17 protein-coding genes are annotated in these 16,456 nt (G+C 64.0%); 10 read left to right on the top strand and 7 right to left on the bottom strand.

The window, feature by feature from the left end:
• The first annotated feature begins 136 nt into the window (after window positions 1-136).
• Window positions 137-658 (top strand): DUF962 domain-containing protein, encoded by a 522-nt coding sequence (locus tag B9Z34_RS06260; protein ID WP_108427258.1) that lies wholly within the window; start codon window positions 137-139, stop codon window positions 656-658.
• A gap of 87 nt (window positions 659-745) precedes the next feature.
• On the opposite strand, the gene trxA is transcribed toward B9Z34_RS06260, so the two are convergent.
• Window positions 746-1,699 (bottom strand): thioredoxin, encoded by a 954-nt coding sequence (trxA, locus tag B9Z34_RS06265; RefSeq protein ID WP_108427259.1) that lies wholly within the window; start codon window positions 1,697-1,699, stop codon window positions 746-748.
• Window positions 1,700-1,780: 81 nt separating this feature from the next.
• Here trxA and purE point away from each other — a divergent pair, with 81 nt between their 5' ends.
• The 3 genes from purE to B9Z34_RS06280 are packed head-to-tail and all read left to right on the top strand — an operon-like array spanning window position 1,781 to window position 4,481.
• Window positions 1,781-2,281 carry a 5-(carboxyamino)imidazole ribonucleotide mutase gene (purE, locus tag B9Z34_RS06270; protein WP_108427260.1) on the top strand — a complete coding sequence of 167 codons (501 nt, stop codon included), beginning with the start codon at window positions 1,781-1,783 and terminating at the stop codon, window positions 2,279-2,281.
• Window positions 2,278-3,468, top strand: coding sequence for a 5-(carboxyamino)imidazole ribonucleotide synthase (locus B9Z34_RS06275; RefSeq protein ID WP_108427261.1), 1,191 nt, complete (start codon window positions 2,278-2,280; stop codon window positions 3,466-3,468). Before purE ends, B9Z34_RS06275 begins: the two co-directional genes overlap by 4 nt.
• Window positions 3,469-3,476: 8 nt before the next feature.
• A complete protein-coding gene (locus B9Z34_RS06280) occupies window positions 3,477-4,481 on the top strand; it encodes an L-threonylcarbamoyladenylate synthase (RefSeq protein WP_108427262.1) in 1,005 nt (334 codons plus the stop codon).
• Between the two features lie 7 nt (window positions 4,482-4,488).
• Here the strand turns inward: B9Z34_RS06280 and B9Z34_RS06285 are convergent, their stop codons facing one another.
• Window positions 4,489-4,743, bottom strand: coding sequence for a SemiSWEET transporter (locus tag B9Z34_RS06285; protein WP_108427263.1), 255 nt, complete (start codon window positions 4,741-4,743; stop codon window positions 4,489-4,491).
• A 35-nt stretch (window positions 4,744-4,778) separates the two neighbouring features.
• Window positions 4,779-6,377 carry a D-alanyl-D-alanine carboxypeptidase/D-alanyl-D-alanine-endopeptidase gene (gene dacB, locus B9Z34_RS06290; RefSeq protein WP_108427264.1) on the bottom strand — a complete coding sequence of 533 codons (1,599 nt, stop codon included), beginning with the start codon at window positions 6,375-6,377 and terminating at the stop codon, window positions 4,779-4,781.
• Between the two features lie 78 nt (window positions 6,378-6,455).
• On the opposite strand from dacB, the gene B9Z34_RS06295 reads away from it, so the two are divergent.
• From B9Z34_RS06295 to B9Z34_RS06310, 4 genes are read left to right on the top strand one after another with little or no spacing between them, the layout of a single operon-like run.
• Entirely contained in the window at window positions 6,456-7,451 is a 996-nt protein-coding gene (locus B9Z34_RS06295) for a DMT family transporter (protein WP_108427356.1), read from the top strand.
• A complete protein-coding gene (gene tsaB, locus B9Z34_RS06300) occupies window positions 7,448-8,239 on the top strand; it encodes a tRNA (adenosine(37)-N6)-threonylcarbamoyltransferase complex dimerization subunit type 1 TsaB (protein WP_108427265.1) in 792 nt (263 codons plus the stop codon). Before B9Z34_RS06295 ends, tsaB begins: the two co-directional genes overlap by 4 nt.
• A gap of 8 nt (window positions 8,240-8,247) precedes the next feature.
• Entirely contained in the window at window positions 8,248-8,742 is a 495-nt protein-coding gene (rimI, locus tag B9Z34_RS06305; RefSeq protein WP_233249448.1) for a ribosomal protein S18-alanine N-acetyltransferase, read from the top strand.
• An 8-nt stretch (window positions 8,743-8,750) separates the two neighbouring features.
• The gene (locus tag B9Z34_RS06310; RefSeq protein WP_108427267.1) at window positions 8,751-9,599 is read left to right on the top strand and encodes a uracil-DNA glycosylase family protein; all 849 of its coding nucleotides are present in this window, start codon (window positions 8,751-8,753) and stop codon (window positions 9,597-9,599) included.
• Window positions 9,600-9,634: 35 nt separating this feature from the next.
• On the opposite strand, the gene B9Z34_RS06315 is transcribed toward B9Z34_RS06310, so the two are convergent.
• Window positions 9,635-10,519, bottom strand: coding sequence for a DMT family transporter (locus B9Z34_RS06315; RefSeq protein ID WP_108427268.1), 885 nt, complete (start codon window positions 10,517-10,519; stop codon window positions 9,635-9,637).
• A gap of 34 nt (window positions 10,520-10,553) precedes the next feature.
• Here B9Z34_RS06315 and pyrF point away from each other — a divergent pair, with 34 nt between their 5' ends.
• Window positions 10,554-11,396: an orotidine-5'-phosphate decarboxylase gene (gene pyrF / locus B9Z34_RS06320; RefSeq protein ID WP_199220081.1), complete on the top strand. Its 843-nt coding sequence runs from the start codon at window positions 10,554-10,556 to the stop codon at window positions 11,394-11,396.
• 6 nt (window positions 11,397-11,402) lie between these two features.
• On the opposite strand, the gene B9Z34_RS06325 is transcribed toward pyrF, so the two are convergent.
• Complete coding sequence (locus B9Z34_RS06325; protein WP_108427269.1) at window positions 11,403-12,581, bottom strand: acyl-CoA dehydrogenase family protein; 1,179 nt, start codon at window positions 12,579-12,581, stop codon at window positions 11,403-11,405.
• Between the two features lie 219 nt (window positions 12,582-12,800).
• On the opposite strand from B9Z34_RS06325, the gene B9Z34_RS06330 reads away from it, so the two are divergent.
• On the top strand, window positions 12,801-13,421 hold the full coding sequence (locus B9Z34_RS06330; protein WP_108427270.1) for a glutathione S-transferase family protein: 621 nt from the start codon (window positions 12,801-12,803) through the stop codon (window positions 13,419-13,421).
• Window positions 13,422-13,502: 81 nt separating this feature from the next.
• On the opposite strand, the gene B9Z34_RS06335 is transcribed toward B9Z34_RS06330, so the two are convergent.
• Window positions 13,503-15,122, bottom strand: a complete 1,620-nt coding sequence (locus B9Z34_RS06335; protein WP_108427271.1) for a long-chain-fatty-acid--CoA ligase — start codon at window positions 15,120-15,122, stop codon at window positions 13,503-13,505.
• Window positions 15,123-15,233: 111 nt separating this feature from the next.
• Window positions 15,234-16,409 (bottom strand): serine hydrolase, encoded by a 1,176-nt coding sequence (locus B9Z34_RS06340; protein WP_108427272.1) that lies wholly within the window; start codon window positions 16,407-16,409, stop codon window positions 15,234-15,236.
• Window positions 16,410-16,456: the final 47 nt, after the last annotated feature.

Genomic DNA, 16,456 nt, shown 5'->3' on the forward strand with positions numbered 1-16,456 from the left:
AAAGTGATGGTTAAATTCTAGGTCGCATCGTCCCGCCAAAGCACAGACACCGACCGTCTGTCGGCCTGAAACCGGTAAATGTCTGTAACGACAAGTATTACATTTGGCGTTTTGTTCGCCAGAGCAAGGAAGTTGGATGACACTTTTTCGCCCCGCAACCGCCCTCATGGTGCAGTACGCCCACTACCACCGCGATCGCCGCAACATCGCCACCCATCTGGTGGGCATTCCCTTGATTTTTCTGTCGATCGGCGTTTTGCTGCTGGGTCCGGCTTGGGTGGTGGCCGGTCAGACGCTGACGCTGGCCTGGGCCATGTGGGCCCTCACCAGCCTGTGGTACCTGAGCCGGGGCGATCTGTTGCTGGGCGTGGCCACATCGGTGGTCAATGGCGTGCTGATCGCGGTCGCCCATGAGGTGCCGCCCCTGGCGCAAGCTTTGGGGCTGGCGGTTTGGCAGGCGGGTTTGGGCCTGTTCTTCGTGGGCTGGCTCATCCAGTTCATCGGCCACTATTTCGAGGGCCGCAAACCAGCCTTTGTGGACGACTTAGTGGGCTTGTTGGTGGGGCCGATGTTTGTAGTGGGCGAGGTGCTCATGTGGGCCGGGCTGCTGCAGCGCATGCACATGGACATCGAGCGTCAGGCCGGGGCGACGCGCTGAGACGCTTGGCGGCGCGGTCGTCAAAAAGCCCGGTTGGCTTGCATCGCTGCTGCTGGACCGGGCTTTGGATGGGGGGCTGAGCTGTGCTCAGTTGAGCGCCATGCTCAGCTTGCGCCGGTAGCTGGAGATCATGGCCAGCAGCGGGTCTTCCTGCACAGCCGCTTTGCCCATCAGCTCAATGCCGCCGGCCGATTTGCCGGTGGCGTCTTGCGTTTTGGGTTTGGGTGGTGTCATCAGCTCCAGCAGGGCGACAAAGGTTTTGCGCGGGGCTTCGTCGTCCCATTTCTTGTCGCGCATGATGATTTCCAGCAGTTCGTCCATGGCCGCTTCCCATTGGCCCACGGCGATCAACAGGCGGCTTTTGGCAAAACGGGTTTCAAAGTCGCGCTTGTTCTGGCCAATCAGTTCGTCAAATTGGGCCAGCTCCCATTGGCCGCGGGGGTCGTTGGTCACGAATTCCAGAGCGTTGAGCCACTGGGTTTGGGCCTCAAAGCGCAGCGGCACCGGAATGCGGGCCATGGCCGGGGCCAGCAAGGCGGCGGCTTCGGCCAATTCACCGTGGCCGATCAGCAGTTTGACCAGGTCAAAACGGGCATCGTCGTTGCCCGGGTCGGTGGCCAGGGCTTGCTCCAGCGCGGCGCGGGCGCTTTGGGCGTCACCGGCTTGCAAATGCTCTTGGGCTTCCTGGGCGGCGGCTTGGGCCTGCAGTTCTTCGGTAGCGGGCAGGTGTTTGTCCAGGAACTGTTTGACCTGGCCTTCGGGCAAGGCACCCATGAAACCATCGACCGGCTGACCGTTTTTGAGGAGCACGCAAGTCGGAATGCTTTTGATGCCAAAGGCCTGGGCCAGTTGCTGCTCTTCGTCGGAGTTGATCTTGACCAACTTGAAACGGCCTTCGTAGGCGGTCTCGACCCGCTCCAGGATCGGACCGAGCGATTTGCAGGGGCCGCACCAGGGCGCCCAAAAATCCACCAGCACAGGCGTGGTCATGGAGGCTTCGATGACCTCGGCTTCAAAGTTTTGTATCGTGACGTCCATCATGGCGGGCAGTGTTCCGGGTTGTGTTCCAGACCCCAAGCGGGTGAAACCTTAAAATTCGACATTGATCACGAAAAGCACCCAATGACTCAAGCGCTCATCGGCGTCGTCATGGGTTCCAGCTCCGACTGGGACACCATGCAGCACGCAGTCCAGATTCTCCAACAGTTTGGCATCCCCCACGACGCCCGCGTGGTTTCGGCCCACAGAATGCCCGACGATATGTTTGCCTATGCACAGAGCGCGGCCGAGCGGGGCCTGCAGGCCATCATCGCGGGTGCGGGCGGCGCGGCGCATTTGCCCGGCATGATCGCGGCCAAAACCATGGTGCCGGTGCTGGGTGTGCCGGTGCAGACCAAGGCGCTGTCGGGTGTGGATTCGCTGCATAGCATTGTGCAGATGCCTAAGGGCGTGCCCGTGGCCACCTTTGCCATTGGTGCAGCGGGCGCGGCCAATGCTGCCCTGTTTGCGGTGGCCATGCTGGCCAACCACGATGCGGCGCTGCGCCAAAAGCTCGAAGCCTTCCGTGCCGAGCAAACTGCGGCTGCGCGTGCCATGACCTTGCCACCCGTGGGTGCCGCATGAGCCGCGCGATTCTGCCGGGCTCCATGGTCAATGGCCAACCCGCCACCTTGGGCGTGATGGGCGGTGGCCAGCTGGGCCGCATGTTCGTGCACGCCGCGCAGGCCATGGGCTACTTCACCGCCGTGCTCGACCCCGATGCGGCCAGTCCGGCCGGGCGGGTCAGCCACCACCACATCCAGACCGATTATCTGGACGAGCAGGGCCTGGCCCAGCTGATGCAGCGCTGCGCGGCCATCACCACCGAATTTGAAAACGTGCCGGCGCCCGCGCTGATGACCCTGGGCGCACACCGTCCGGTGGCCCCGGCCTCCGAGTCGGTCGCGATTGCGCAAGACCGCGCCGCCGAGAAGGCCCACTTTGTGCGCTGCGGCGTGCCGGTCGCGCCGCATGCCGTGATCGAAACGGCCGAGCAGTTGGCGGCTGTGGGCGACGATTTGCTGCCGGGCATTTTGAAAACCTCGCGCATGGGTTACGACGGCAAAGGCCAGATCCGCGTGAAGACCCGCGAAGCATTGGCGGCGGCTTGGGGGCAATTCAAAAACGTGCCTTGCGTGCTCGAAAAAATGCTGCCTTTGCAGGCCGAGTGCTCGGTCATCGTGGCGCGTGGGGCCGATGGGCAGATGGTGAACTTCCCGGTGCAACTGAACCTGCACCGCGACGGCATTTTGGCCGTGACCAGCGTGTACGAAGGCGCGGTGCCTGCCGACCTGGCCGCCCAAGCCGTGGCCGCGACCCGCGCCATTGCCGAAGGTCTGAACTACGTGGGCGTGCTGTGCGTGGAGTTTTTCATCCTGGAAGGCGGCCGGCTGGTTGTGAACGAGATGGCACCCCGCCCGCACAACAGCGGCCACTACACGATGAACGCCTGCGACCAGTCGCAGTTCGAGCTGCAGGTGCGCACGCTGGCGGGTTTGCCGCTCACCCAGCCGCGCCAGCATTCGCCAGCGATCATGCTCAACCTGCTGGGCGATTTGTGGCCCGAAGTCACGCCCACAGGCAAAGGCCCGACCAGCCCCGCCTGGGGCCAGGTGCTGGCGCTGCCCGGCACGCATTTGCACCTTTACGGCAAGTTGTCGGCCCGCCCCGGCCGAAAAATGGGCCACCTGAACATCACGGGTGCCACCCCGGAGGCCGTGCGGGCCACCGCCTTGCAAGCGGCCGCTTTGCTCGGCATCGAAGCGTTTTAAAGACCACCATGATCCTGAGTCCCTCGGATGCTGCCATCGCGCAGGCTGCACAGGCTTTGCGTGACGGCCAGTTGGTCGGCTTGCCCACCGAAACCGTGTACGGACTGGCCGCCAACGCTGGCGACGACGCGGCGGTGGCCAAAATCTTTGTGGCCAAGGGCCGCCCGGCCGACCACCCGCTGATCGTGCATGTGGCCAGCCGGGACCAAGTGCCGCTGTTTGCGGCGCAGGTGCCCGAGTTTGCGCAGCGCTTGATGGATGCTTTCTGGCCCGGACCGTTGACCTTGATCCTGCCGCGCCAAAGTGGCGTGGCCACGGCTTCGGCGGCAGGGCAAGACTCGATCGGGCTGCGCTGCCCTTCGCACTCGGTGGCGCAAGCTTTGTTGCAGGCCTGCCTGCCGCTGGGCGTACTGGGGGTGTCGGCCCCCAGTGCCAACCGCTTTGGCCGCGTGAGCCCCACCAGCGCCGCCCATGTGCAGTCCGAGCTGGGCCCCGATTTGTTGATTCTGGACGGTGGCGATTGCGACGTGGGCATCGAGTCCACCATCATCGACTGCACCCGTGGCGAGCCGGTGTTGCTGCGGCCCGGGCACATCACGCGGGTGCAGATTGAAGTCGCTTGCGGCCGCGCCGTGCTGGACAAGGACACGCCGCAAGCGGTGCTGGGCCAGCCTGCGCCCCGTGCATCGGGCACGCTGGAATCCCACTACGCACCCCGCGCCAAGGTGCGCCTGATGTCGGCATCCGACATTGCCCAGAAGCTGCAAGCCCTGGGGCCACACACCAACAACCTGGGGCTGTGGTCTGCCGAGCGTCCTGCGAGCGAGCAGGGCATGGGCGCGGGTGTGTTGTGGCGCCAGCAAGCCACCACGGCCGAGCAAGCCGCCCACGACTTGTTCGGTGTGTTGCGCGATCTGGATGCCCGGGGCGTCTCGCAAATCTGGGTGCAACTGCCGCCCGACACGCCCGAGTGGGAAGGCGTGCGGGACAGGCTGCAGCGGGCAGCGGCCTGAAGCGGCTTCAGCGGTAACGCAGCTTCATCACCAAAATCATCAACGCCAGGCTGGTGGTGATGGCGTTGGCGATGATGATCGGCCAAGCCACCAGCAAGATGCCGTAAACCAGCCACAGGGCCACGCCCATGGTGAACAGGCTGTACATGCCCAGCGAGATGCCGCTCACGTCGCGGGTGCGAAAGGTCTGCCAGGCTTGCGGAATGAAGCTGGCGGTGGTCAGGAAGGCGGCCAAGGAGCCGACCCAGTCAATGAGGTTCATGTGGGGAAGTCCCTGCGTGTGCGGGTGTCGTGTGTTCAACGTGCTGCACTGCGTTGTGCGGTCTTGCGTTCTGGGGTGTGGGGTGGCCGACGGCTGGCGGTGCTCGCGTCCAAGTCGCACACGGTCCATTCGAGCAATTGATCGAGCACAGCCCGTGCCTGGTGCGCGTTGGGGTGGTGCAGCACGGCCACCAGGGTGTAGCGCTGGCCGCTTTGGCCTTGCACATAACCGGCCACCGAGGCCACATCGCGCAGGGAACCGGTTTTGAGCCACGCGTTGCCGATCACAGGCGACTGTGGGCTGCGGTCTTTGAGGCGGGCAGCGGTGCCGTCGACCCCGGCGATGGCCAGCGAGTCGACAAAATGCCGGGCGTGAGGGCTGGCGTGCGCGGCCAGCAGCAAGGCTGTCAGGGCATGCGCGGTGCTCCGCTCGGTGCGCGACAGGCCCGAGCCGTTGTCCAGCACCGGCTCGTCAACTCCGGCAAAGCCTTGACGCCACCATTGCGACAGGCGCAGGCGCGAGGCCTCCAAACGCCCGGGTGCGCCCAATTCGCTCGACAGCGTCAGGTACAGCTGCTGCGCCATCACGTTGTTCGAGAATTTGTTGATGTCCTTGATGATCTCGGACAAGGGCAAGGACGGCGCTTCCAGCAGCAGCTTGGCCGAGGCTGGGCGCGAGCCGTAACGCACCTGTCCTGACAGTTGCCCGCCCGCTTGCTGCCACAAGGCCTGCATGACGCGGGGCGCATAGGCTTCAGGGTCCGGGTAGGCCACGGGCCATTCGCGTTCGCCGCAGCTGGCGGGGTAGCGGCCCGCAAAGCGCACTTGCAGGGGCTGGCTGAAGTCGGCCTGCAGTTGACGACGCCAGTCGCTGCAAGGGGCCTGGCTCAGTGGCAGTTGCGTGGGCGCGGAGAACCCGGCCAAGGGAGGTTCAAAGCGCACCTGCACCTGGCCGCTGGGAGCATCGGGCGTGAAGGTGTAGACCACGGCCTTGAAGTTGAGCAGCAGACCATCCGGCCCCACGTTGTAGGGACGCAGGGGTTCGTCGTCAAAAGGCTCACTGCGCTCGCGCACATCGAACACGCTGCGGTCGAGCACGATGTCGCCACGCACCTCGCGCACACCTGCTGCACGCACCTGGGTCAGCAACTCTTGGAGGCGCTCGACCACCAGCTTGGGGTCACCGCTGCCGCGCACGATCAGGTTGCCCTGCAGCACGCCATCGCGCACCGGGCCGTCGGTGTAGATGCGGTTGCGCCAGACGTGTTCGGGTCCGAGCAGGCTCAAGCCCGCATAAGTGGTGAACAGCTTCATGACCGAGGCCGGGTTGACGCTGGCTTGTGCGTGGTGCGACAACTGCCTAGGCATTGCCCCATTGGCAGCAGCTCCATCGGGCAAGGGGGCGATGCGCACGCTCAGGGCCGAAGGGGGAACTTGGGCCTTGTGCAGCGTCTGCAGGACATGCCGGGGCAGTGCGGGGTCACCCGCAGGGGTCTGGCGGGTCCTGTCGTCGTTGATTGGGGCGCTGCTTTGGGCCTTGGCAGGCCAGGCCACCGCACTGCTCAGGGCCAGCACCGCGCAAGTGGCGTGGACGAGTGCGGATAAAAAGGGTCGCTTGACGCGTGAGACAGTCATCGGGCAAGTCTAACGGGCATGGGCCGTGTTCGGGCCGCCAAGGGCAAGCGTGGGCGGCGGCCCCGTATGATTCGGGCCATGCGATTTTCTTCAAAAACCGTGGGCCTGGCTTCGGCGGTCATCACGGTGCTCATCTGGACGGGTTTCATTGTCATTGCGCGGGCTTCGGCGTCTCGGGGCTTGCTGCCCCTGGACATCGCGCTGGCCCGCATCCTCGGGGCCAGCAGCATCTTGCTGCCTTGGGCCTGGTGGTTGATGCGCTCTGCTCGTCAGGCCGGTCAAAAAGTGGGCTCTTTGGGCGGCTTGTCCCCTTTGCCCCTGGCCCCAACCGTGCAGGCCGGCTTGTTGGGCGGTTTGCTTTATGCCGTGTTGGCCTACACGGGCTTCTTTTTTGCGCCCGCCTCCCACGCCTCGGTGTTGTTGCCCGGCAGCTTGCCCTTGTGGACCACCTTGCTGGCCTGGCTGGTGCTGCGTGAGCAAGTGTCCTCGGCCCGCGCAGTGGGGCTGGGCTTCATTGTGCTGGGCGATGTGCTGGTGGGGGGTGTCAGCTTGCTCAAGGCGTTTGACGGCGGCGAGGTCTGGAAGGGCGATGTGTTGTTCATGGCGGCTGCTTGCTGCTGGGCGGGTTACAGCGTCATGGTGCGTCGACACGGTCTGGATGCGGTGCGAGCGACCATGGCCATCACCGCGTTTGCGTTTGTCAGTTTTGTGCCTGTGTACCTGACCTTGATCGGCTTGGGGGTGTTGCCCACCCATTTGCTGCAGGTGCCTTGGACCGAGGTCCTGTTCCAGGCGGTCTTCCAGGGCATGGGTTCGGTGGTCATTTCGGGCATCACCTTCACGCAGATGGTGCGCCACTATGGCCCGGTGCGCTCGACCATGATCACGGCCCTGGTGCCGGGTCTGTCGGCCCTCGGTGCCGTGTGGTTTTTGGGCGAACCGATGCACTGGAATTTGCTGGCCGGGCTGGCGCTGGTGACCAGTGGCATCTTGTTTGGTGTGCGGCAGGCCAAAAAAGCTGTGGCCGTCCCCGCGCCCGCCCCCGCTTCTTCGCCAGCCGGAGGCCAGCCATGAGCACCAGCCCCGAGCGCCGCTGGCTGGCTTTTGACACCAGCACCGATGTCTTGTCGTTGGCCGTGGCACGCGGCGAGCAGGTCTGGACCCAAACCTTGCCCGGTGGCGCACAAGCTTCCAGCGGTTTGATTCCGGCCGTGCTGGCCTTGCTGGCCGAAGCCAACATGCCGCTGGCCTCGCTCGACGCCATCGTGTTCGGCCGGGGTCCTGGGTCTTTCACGGGCCTGCGCACCGCCTGCGCGGTGGCGCAAGGTCTGGCCTTTGGGGTCGATGTGCCCGTGTTGCCCGTTGACACTTTGTTGGCCGTGGCCGAGGAGGCGCGTTGGGCGCAAGTGCAAGCCGGGGCCATCGCACCCGATGCCGCGCTCACCGTGTTGGCCCTTTTGGATGCCCGCATGGACGAGGTCTACAGCGCTGTTTACTGCTGGCAGCCCATGGCGGGGACAAACCCCGGGCTTTGGCAGGAAGCCACGCCCCTGCGGGTCGGCGCGCCCGAAAGTGTCGCGATGCCTGAAGGCCAGCCCGTGCTGCAGGCTGGCAATGCCTTTGCCGCGTATGGCCATCGCTTGCCCCAAGCGGCGTCCGATGGCGGGCGCTGCGAGGCCCTGCCCACCGCTGTCGCTTTGCTGCGCCTGGCCCCGGCCTTGTGGGCGCAGGGTCTGGCCGTGCCTGCCGAGCAGGCCATGCCGCTCTATATCCGCGACAAAGTGGCCAACACCACCGCCGAGCGCGAAGCCATGAAGGCGCAGGCGCAGTCTGCTTTGGCCAAGGCCACGGCGCAACCATGAGTGCGGTCATGAGCGCTGACAAGTTGTTCCGCCCGCAGCCATCCGAGGCCACGCGCAACCGCGTCACGTTGGCTGCCATGACACAGGACGATCTGGACACGGTCATGGCCATCGAACAAACCGCCTACAGCCACCCTTGGACACGCGGCAATTTCCGGGACTCGCTCAACCCGCTGTTTGAGGCCCAGTGCCTGTGGCTGGACGGCGAGTTGCTGGGCTACTTTCTGGCCATGCGTGGCTTCGAAGAAATGCACCTGCTTAACATCACAGTGGCGCCTGCGCACCAAGGCCAAGGGTGTGGTCACATGATGCTGGATGCCTTGACGCTGTTGTCGCGCCAGTCAGGTGCGCAATGGTTGTGGCTGGAGGTGCGCCAAAGCAACCTGCGTGCGCTGCAGGTGTACGAGCGTTATGGCTTCAAGCAGGTCAGCATCCGCAAGGATTACTATCCTGCAGGCCGCCAGCAGCGAGAGCATGCGGTGGTGATGAGTTTGAAACTGTGAGCCCCAACATGAGCGACCCCACTCGATTCGACCTGGACGACCGCCAACGCGCCATGCTGGCCGAAATGGGCGTGCGCGTGTGGTGGCCCAAGCGCACCGTCGAAGCACAAACCCAGGTTCAGGCAGAGACCCCAGTTCAGGTGCTTGCCGCTGCGGCTGATGTGGCCCTGCCCGCATCTGCCCCTGTGGCGTCGCCCTTGCCGCGACCTGCGGCCCCGGCCCCCACACCGGTTGCGGCGCCCATGCCAGTGACCGAAGTGCTGGTGGGTAAGCCCTTGGCCGAAGGCGTGGACCAGATGGATTGGGCGGCCTTGCAAGCCACCGTGGTCAGTTGCCGAGCCTGTGATTTGTGCGCGAACCGCCAGCAAGCGGTGTTCGGCGTGGGCGATGTGCAAGCCGACTGGCTGGTCATTGGCGACCCGCAAGTCGAAACCGAAGGCCAGCATGGTGAGCCCTTTGTGGGCCAGGCCAGGCAGTTGCTGGACAACATGCTCAAAGCGGTCGGTTTGAGCCGCGACACAAAAGGCGAAGGGGGTGTCTACATCACCAGCAGCTTGAAGTGCCGCCTGCCCGGCAGTCGCAACCCCAGCCCGCAAGAGCTGGCCACTTGCGAACCCTATTTGGCACGGCAGGTGGCCCTCGTCAAACCCAAAGTCATTCTGGTGATGGGACGGTTTTCCATTCAGACGGTGCTGCAATCGACCGAGCCGCTGGGCAAACTGCGGGGTCAAGTGCACAGCTACCAAGGCGTGCCCGTGGTGGTGACCTACCACCCCGACACGCTGCTGCGCAGCCTGCCTGACAAGGCCAAGGCCTGGGCCGATCTGGTGTTGGCGCTGAACGTGGTGCGCGGTTGATGTCCACGTGGGAGGCCGCCCCCGCGGCCGAAGGCTCAAGTTGTGCTGCGCTTGGGCCACAGCACGGCCGCGATCGACAGCACCATCAAGCACACGGCTGCCCAGTCTTGCCAGTGCAGCACTTCGCCCAGCCACACCGCCCCACTGAACACGCCCAAAACCGGGATCAGCATCACGCTCAGGGTTGAAGCCACTGGGGGCAAACTGCGGGCCAGGTAAAACCAGGCGGCGTGTGCAAAGCCAAACACCAGCACCGCGTTGAAGCCAATCGCAAACCAGTTGGATGGTGATGGGGCCACCCAGCGATCGCTTTCCAGGCTCAAGGCCAACCCGCTGATCACCATGGCCGTCATCAGTGTCATCCAGAACGAAATGGCCAAGGTGGGCACAGGCATGCGGGTGCGACGCAGCAATTGTGTGCCCAAGGCCCAGGTACTGGCAGCACCCAAGGCGAGCAACACGCCCACGGGTCGGCCACTCAGGTTGGACAGTTCATGCCACAACAACAAAACCACCCCGAGGCTGGCGGCTGCCACCCCGGTCCAGGACCGTTTGGTCAGCTGATCTCCAAACACCCAAGCCCCCAGCAGAGCCGAAAACATGGGCATGGTGTAACCCAATATGGCAGCACGTCCGCTGGAGAGCGATTGCACGGCGATGATGATCAGCGCATGCCAAATGAACATGTTGAATACCGCCAGCACCAGTAACTCGCGCCAATGCGGACGTGGAATGCGAAACGGCACTTTCATGACCACCAGCGCCATACCCAAAATGGGCACCCCCAACCACAGGCACATCATGCGGAAGGTGAGCGGTGGAAAGCCCGTCACCCCCAACTTCATGATGGGCCAATTGACTCCCCAAACCAAGGTGAGCAAAACCAGAAGAGTCCATTGGAGTGGCGATAGCTTGTGCATAGGCTGCATCTTAGACGGGCTTTAAAATCCCCCGATGACCTTCCTCGACATGCTGCGCGCCGCCGAGCGCCAAAACGGCTCCATGCTTTGTGTGGGCCTGGACCCTGAACCCACCAAATTCCCTGCGGGCATGAAGGGCGACGCGAACAAGATCTACGACTTTTGCGCCCGCATCGTGGACGCCACGGCCGACCTGGTCAGCAGCTTCAAACCCCAAATTGCCTACTTTGCCGCACACCGTGCCGAAGGCCAGTTGGAGCGCCTGATGGAACACATGCGCCGCGTGGCCCCGCATGTGCCCATCATTCTGGACGCCAAGCGCGGCGACATCGGCAGCACCGCTGAGCAATACGCCAAAGAGGCCTTTGAGCGCTACGGTGCTGACGCCGTGACTCTCTCACCCTTCATGGGCTGGGACTCTGTGGCCCCCTACCTCAAGTACGAAGGCAAAGGCGCATTCCTGCTGTGCCGCACCTCCAACCCCGGTGGTGATGATTTGCAAAACCAGCGCTTGGCTTCGGTCGAAGGCGAGCCTCGTCTGTATGAACACGTGGCCCGTTTGGCTCAAGGCCCCTGGAACCTGAACGGCCAACTCGGCCTGGTGGTGGGCGCCACCTACCCGGCTGAGATCGAGCGTGTGCGGGAACTGGCCCCCACCGTTCCCCTCTTGATCCCCGGCGTGGGCGCACAAGGCGGTGATGCGGTCGCCACTGTGAAAGCTGGCTGGCGGGCCCATGCCGATGGCAGCAGCGCTGGTTCCATCATCGTCAATTCGTCACGCGCGGTGCTCTACGCATCGAGCGGTGACGACTTCGAGCAGGCTGCGCGGAAAGTCGCGATGCAAACGCGGGACACGCTGGAAGCGGCCAAGGCTTGAAAAGCCTCAGTTCTTAGCCGACTGCTGCGCCTTGTAGACCAGTTTGCGCGCCATGCTCCAGCGGTGCACTTCGCTGGGGCCGTCATAGATTCGGAAAGCGCGCATGTCCATGAAGATGCGCATCACCGGCGTTTCGGCGGTCACGCCCTGGCCGCCCAGAATTTGCACGCAGCGGTCTACCACGCGCCACTCGGCTTCGGAGCAGGCCACTTTGGCGCGGCTTGATTCAAAGCCGCCTTTTTGGCCTTGGTCGAGCAGCCAGGCCGTGTGCCAGATGTGCAGACGGGCGGTGTGCAGGTCGATGTCGTTGTCGGCCAGCATGAAGCCGACGCCTTCGTGTTCGGCCAGTGGTTTGCCAAAGGCCTGGCGACGGCTGGCGTAATCGAGCGCGATGTCGTGCGCACGGCGGGCCTGGCCCAGCCAGCGCATGCAGTGCGTCAGGCGTGCAGGTGCCAGGCGCACCTGCGCGTAGCGAAAGCCCTGTCCCACTTCGCCCAGCACATCGCTGGCGGGCACGCGCAAGTTGTCAAAGCGCAGCACGCCGTGGCCACCCGTGAAGCAGTTGTCCAGGGCGTCCATGCTGCGTTCCAGCTGGATTTCGGCTTTGTTCATGTCGGTCAAAAACATGGTGGCGGTGCCGTCTTCCATGCGGGCCATGATGATGGCGTAATCCGCGCCTTCGGCCCCGGTGATGAACCATTTGCGGCCGTTGATCAGGTAGTCCTTGCCATCGCGAACGGCGGTGGTTTTGAGCATGACCGGATCAGCGCCCGCGCCGGGGTCGGGCTCGGTCATGGCAAAACACGAGCGCGTGAGGCCCGCCACCTGCGGGCGCAGCCAGCGTTCTTTCTGCGCGGGTGTGGCCACTTCTTCCATGAGGTGAATGTTGCCTTCGTCAGGCGCGTGGATGTTGAGCGCGGTGGGCCCCAGGTTGGAATAACCAGCTTCTTCGAACACCACCGCTTTGGCGATGTGGCTCAGGCCCAGCCCACCCATCTCGACCGAGGCGTGGGGTGTGAGTAAACCCGCAGCGCGTGCGCGGGCCACCAGCTCTCGGCGCAGGTCTTCCGACGGGCCGTGCAGTCCGTGGCGCGGATCGCCTTCTAGCGGGATCACCTGTTCGGCGATGAACTGCCGCGTGCGTTCGCGCAGGGCTGCAATGTCCGGTGGGATATCGAAGTTCATGTCGGATTTTCTCAAATGGGTGAACAAAGTGGATGGCCTGATTGGAAGGCCTGAGCCAGCGCCGGGCTGTCCGGCCTGTGACTGGCTGTCGCCCGGGTGCCTGGTTTTGCAGCAATGAGTCAGTCTGTCATCTGCGTGGCATGCCCCAGATCAGGCGGGTGCTAATCTGCAAGGCACGGGCAGGTCAGCGGGATATGCCCCTGTCAAAAAGGACACACCATGAAGCTCTACACCGCCCACCGCGCCCCCAGCCCCCGCCGGGTGCTGATGTTTTTGGTGGAGAAAAACATCACCGGCATCGAGATGGTCAACCTGGACCTGAACGGCGGCGAGCACCGCCAGCCTGACTATTTGGCCAAAAGCCCGCTGGCCAAGGTGCCCGCGCTGGAGCTGGATGACGGCCGCGTGATCACCGAGACGCGGGCCATTTGCACCTTGCTGGAGGGCCGTTACCCCGAGCCCAACCTGATGGGCGTGGACGGTGACGAACGCGGCTTCATCGAGATGGCCGATCGGCAGGTGGAGCTGTATTTGTTGGGCGGCATTGCCAACGCGATCCGTCACAGCCACCCGGGCTTGGCGGCTTTGGAGAAACCGCAGTTTCCCGAGTTCGGCCGTTCACAGGCCGAGAAGGTGCGGGAGGTGGCGCGGGGTTTTGACCAGCGGCTACAAAGTCAGCCGTGGATGGCGGGGGAGCGATTCACCATCGCCGACATCACCGCGTTTTGTGCGCTGGAGTTTGCGCGGGGCCTGATGAAATTTGTGCCCGGTGACGAGGGCATGAGCGCCTTGCAGGCCTGGCGCGACCGCATGAATGAGCGGCCAAGCGCCAGGGTTTGAGTGACGGATGTCACCCCGGACTTGATCCGGGGTCCATGGCTGTCCAAGCATGGATGCCGGATCGGGTTGGCATGACGCGCTTCAGCTGAACACGCCGCCGTATTCCTTGCGCAGGTCGTTCTTTTGCACCTTGCCGGTGCCGCCCACGGGCAGGGATTCGAGGAACACCACATCGTCAGGCACCCACCACTTGGCGACTTTGGTGGCTAGGAAGTCGAGGATTTCCTGCTTTTCGACGCTTTGCCCGGGCTTGCGCACGATGAACAGCAGTGGGCGCTCGTCCCACTTGGGGTGCTTGACGCCGATGACCGCGGCCATGGCCACGGCGGGGTGACCGATGGCCGCGTTTTCCAGGTCGATCGAGCTGATCCACTCGCCCCCGGTCTTGATCACGTCCTTGGTGCGGTCGCGGATTTGCATGGTGCCGCTCGCGTCGATGGTGGCGATGTCGCCTGTGGGGAACCAGCCGTCTACCAGCGCGGTTTTGTCGGCCTTGTAGTAGCGCTCCACGATCCACTGGCCGCGCACCATCAGCTCGCCCTGCGATGTGCCGTCGCGGGGCAAGGTGACGCCGTTTTCATCGACGATCTTGATTTCGATGCCCGAGACAGTTTTGCCTTGTTTGGCCACGATGGCGTGCTGTTCGGCCGCTGGTTTTTGGCGGTCGGCGCGGCTGAGGTTGCTCATGGTGGCCACGGCGGTCGTTTCGGTCATGCCCCAGCCGTGGCGCACTTCCACGCCATAGTTGTCCATGAACTTGGCGATCAGCGCCATGGGCATGGCCGAGCCGCCTACGCAGGTGCGCCGCATGCTGGTGAAGCGCAAATTGTTTTGTTCTGCATGCTGAATCAGGCCCATCCAGATGGTGGGCACGCCCGCGCTGATGGTGACCTGCTCGGCCTCCATCAACTCAAACAGGCTCGGGCCGTCGAGCTTGGGGCCGGGCAGGACCAACTTGGTGCCTGACACCAGCGCGGCGTAGGGGATGCACCAGGCGTTGATGTGGAACATGGGCACCACAGGCAAGATGGTCTCTTGCGTGGACAAGCCCAGCACATCGGGCAGGCAGGCGGTGGTGGCGTTCAGCACGATGGCACGGTGTGTGTACAGCACGCCCTTGGGGTTGCCGGTGGTGCCCGAGGTGTAGCAAAGCGCCGCGCCCGTGTTCTCGTCCAGCTCGGGCCAGTTGAAGGTGTCCGGCTGGCCGGTGATCAGGTCTTCATAGTTCATCACGCTCACGCCCTCGATGGCGGGCGTGTTGGCGGCATCGGCCAGGCACACCCAGGCGCTGACCTGGGGGCAATGCGCGGCAATGCCTTTGACCAGCGGTGCGAAGGTGGCGTCGAACAGCACCACCTCGTCTTCGGCGTGGTTGATCACATAGATCAGCTGCTGCGGGTGCAGGCGCGGGTTGCAGGTGTGCATGACCATGCCACTGCCCGAGACGGCGTAATACGCCTCCAGGTGGCGGTGGTTGTTCCAGGCAATCGAGCCGACTGCGCTGCCGACCTTGAGGCCCATCTGGGCGAGGGCGTTGGCCAGTTGGCGTGAGCGTTTGGCTGCATCGGCATAGGTGTAGCGGTGCAGTGGGCCATGCGTTTCGCGCGAAACGATGTCTTGGTCACCGAACTGGGCAGCGCCGTGTTCGAGGATGCCTGAAATGAGCAGAGGGCGGTTCATCATGAGGCCGGGTTGGGGCATGGTTTTTGTCTCCAGAAAGTTAATGATTTTTGTAGGTCGGTGGCTTTAGCCCCGACATGGCGGGTTTGGCGACAGGTCCATGTCGGGGCTGAAGCCGCCGACCTGCCTGATTTAGACCAGCGCCGCATACACCAGGTCGCGGAACAAAGGCCGATAGTAATCCCGCTGGTTGGGCGCCTGGATCATCAGCATGGCGTACATGTCCAGCGCCGGGTCCACAAAGAAGGTGGTGCCCGCGATGCCACCCCAGTAATACAAGCCCACCGAGCCCGGCACGGGTGACATGCCCAGATGCGTGCGCACCGCAAACCCGAGGCCAAAGCCGTGCCCCGGCGGCAGCAAGGTGCCGTCGGCCGGAATGTTGCCCAGGTGGTCGGCGGTCATGAAGTCCACCGTGTGCGGGCCCAGCAGGCGTACGCCGTTCAACTCGCCCCGGTTGCGCAAGCACTGCAAAAACCGGGTGTAGTCCATCGCCGTGGACATGAGGCCACCACCACCGCCTTCCATGGCGGGCACTTGGCGGGGTTCCAGTACTTTCATGGGCACGCCGCCGTCAGGGTCGTGTGCAAAAGGCTCGGCAATGCGGTGGTGCTGATCGGGTGGCACGGCAAAGCCGGTGTCCACCATGCCCAGCGGTCCAAAAATCTCAGCTTGCAAAAATGTGCCCAGGCTTTGCCCGCTGACCACCTCGATCAGCCTGCCCAACACATCGGTGGCGCGGCTGTAGGCCCACACGCTGCCGGGCTGGAACTGCAGCGGCATGGCGGCCAGCGTTTGTGAAAACTCGGCGTTGGTGCGCTCGCGCGAGGCGATTTTCACTTGCGCATATTGCCGCTGCACGGTGGAGTCGCCCAGAAATTCATAAGTCAGCCCGGCGGTGTGGCGCAGCAGGTCCTGAACCGTGGCTTCTTGCTTGACTGGCTCCAGTCCCCGGGTGGTGGCGACCTGCTGCTTGGCATATTCAGGCAACCAGCGGCTGACCGGATCGGAGAGCAGCAACTGCCCGCGTTCGACCAGCATCATCACCGCCACCGACACCACCGGTTTGGTCATCGAATAGATGCGGAAGATGCTGTCGGTCTGCATGGGTGTGCCCGTGGCCGGGTCTTGCTGGCCCACGGCCTCGAACAGGGCGATTTGCCCGCGTCGCGCCACCATGGCCACGGCACCGGGCAGTCGGCCGTTGGCCACTTCGCGGCGCAACACGTCCATCAGCCGCTGTGTGCGGTCGGGGCACAGGCCCACGTCAGCAGGGTGGGCGTGGGGCAAAGCAGGGTGAGTGGTCATCGGGGACTCCTGAAGAATGATGTTTTGTACACCAGCACGGCGCAGCG

The sequence above is a fragment of the Limnohabitans sp. Hippo3 genome (assembly GCF_003063665.1).
Classification (GTDB): domain Bacteria; phylum Pseudomonadota; class Gammaproteobacteria; order Burkholderiales; family Burkholderiaceae_C; genus Limnohabitans_A.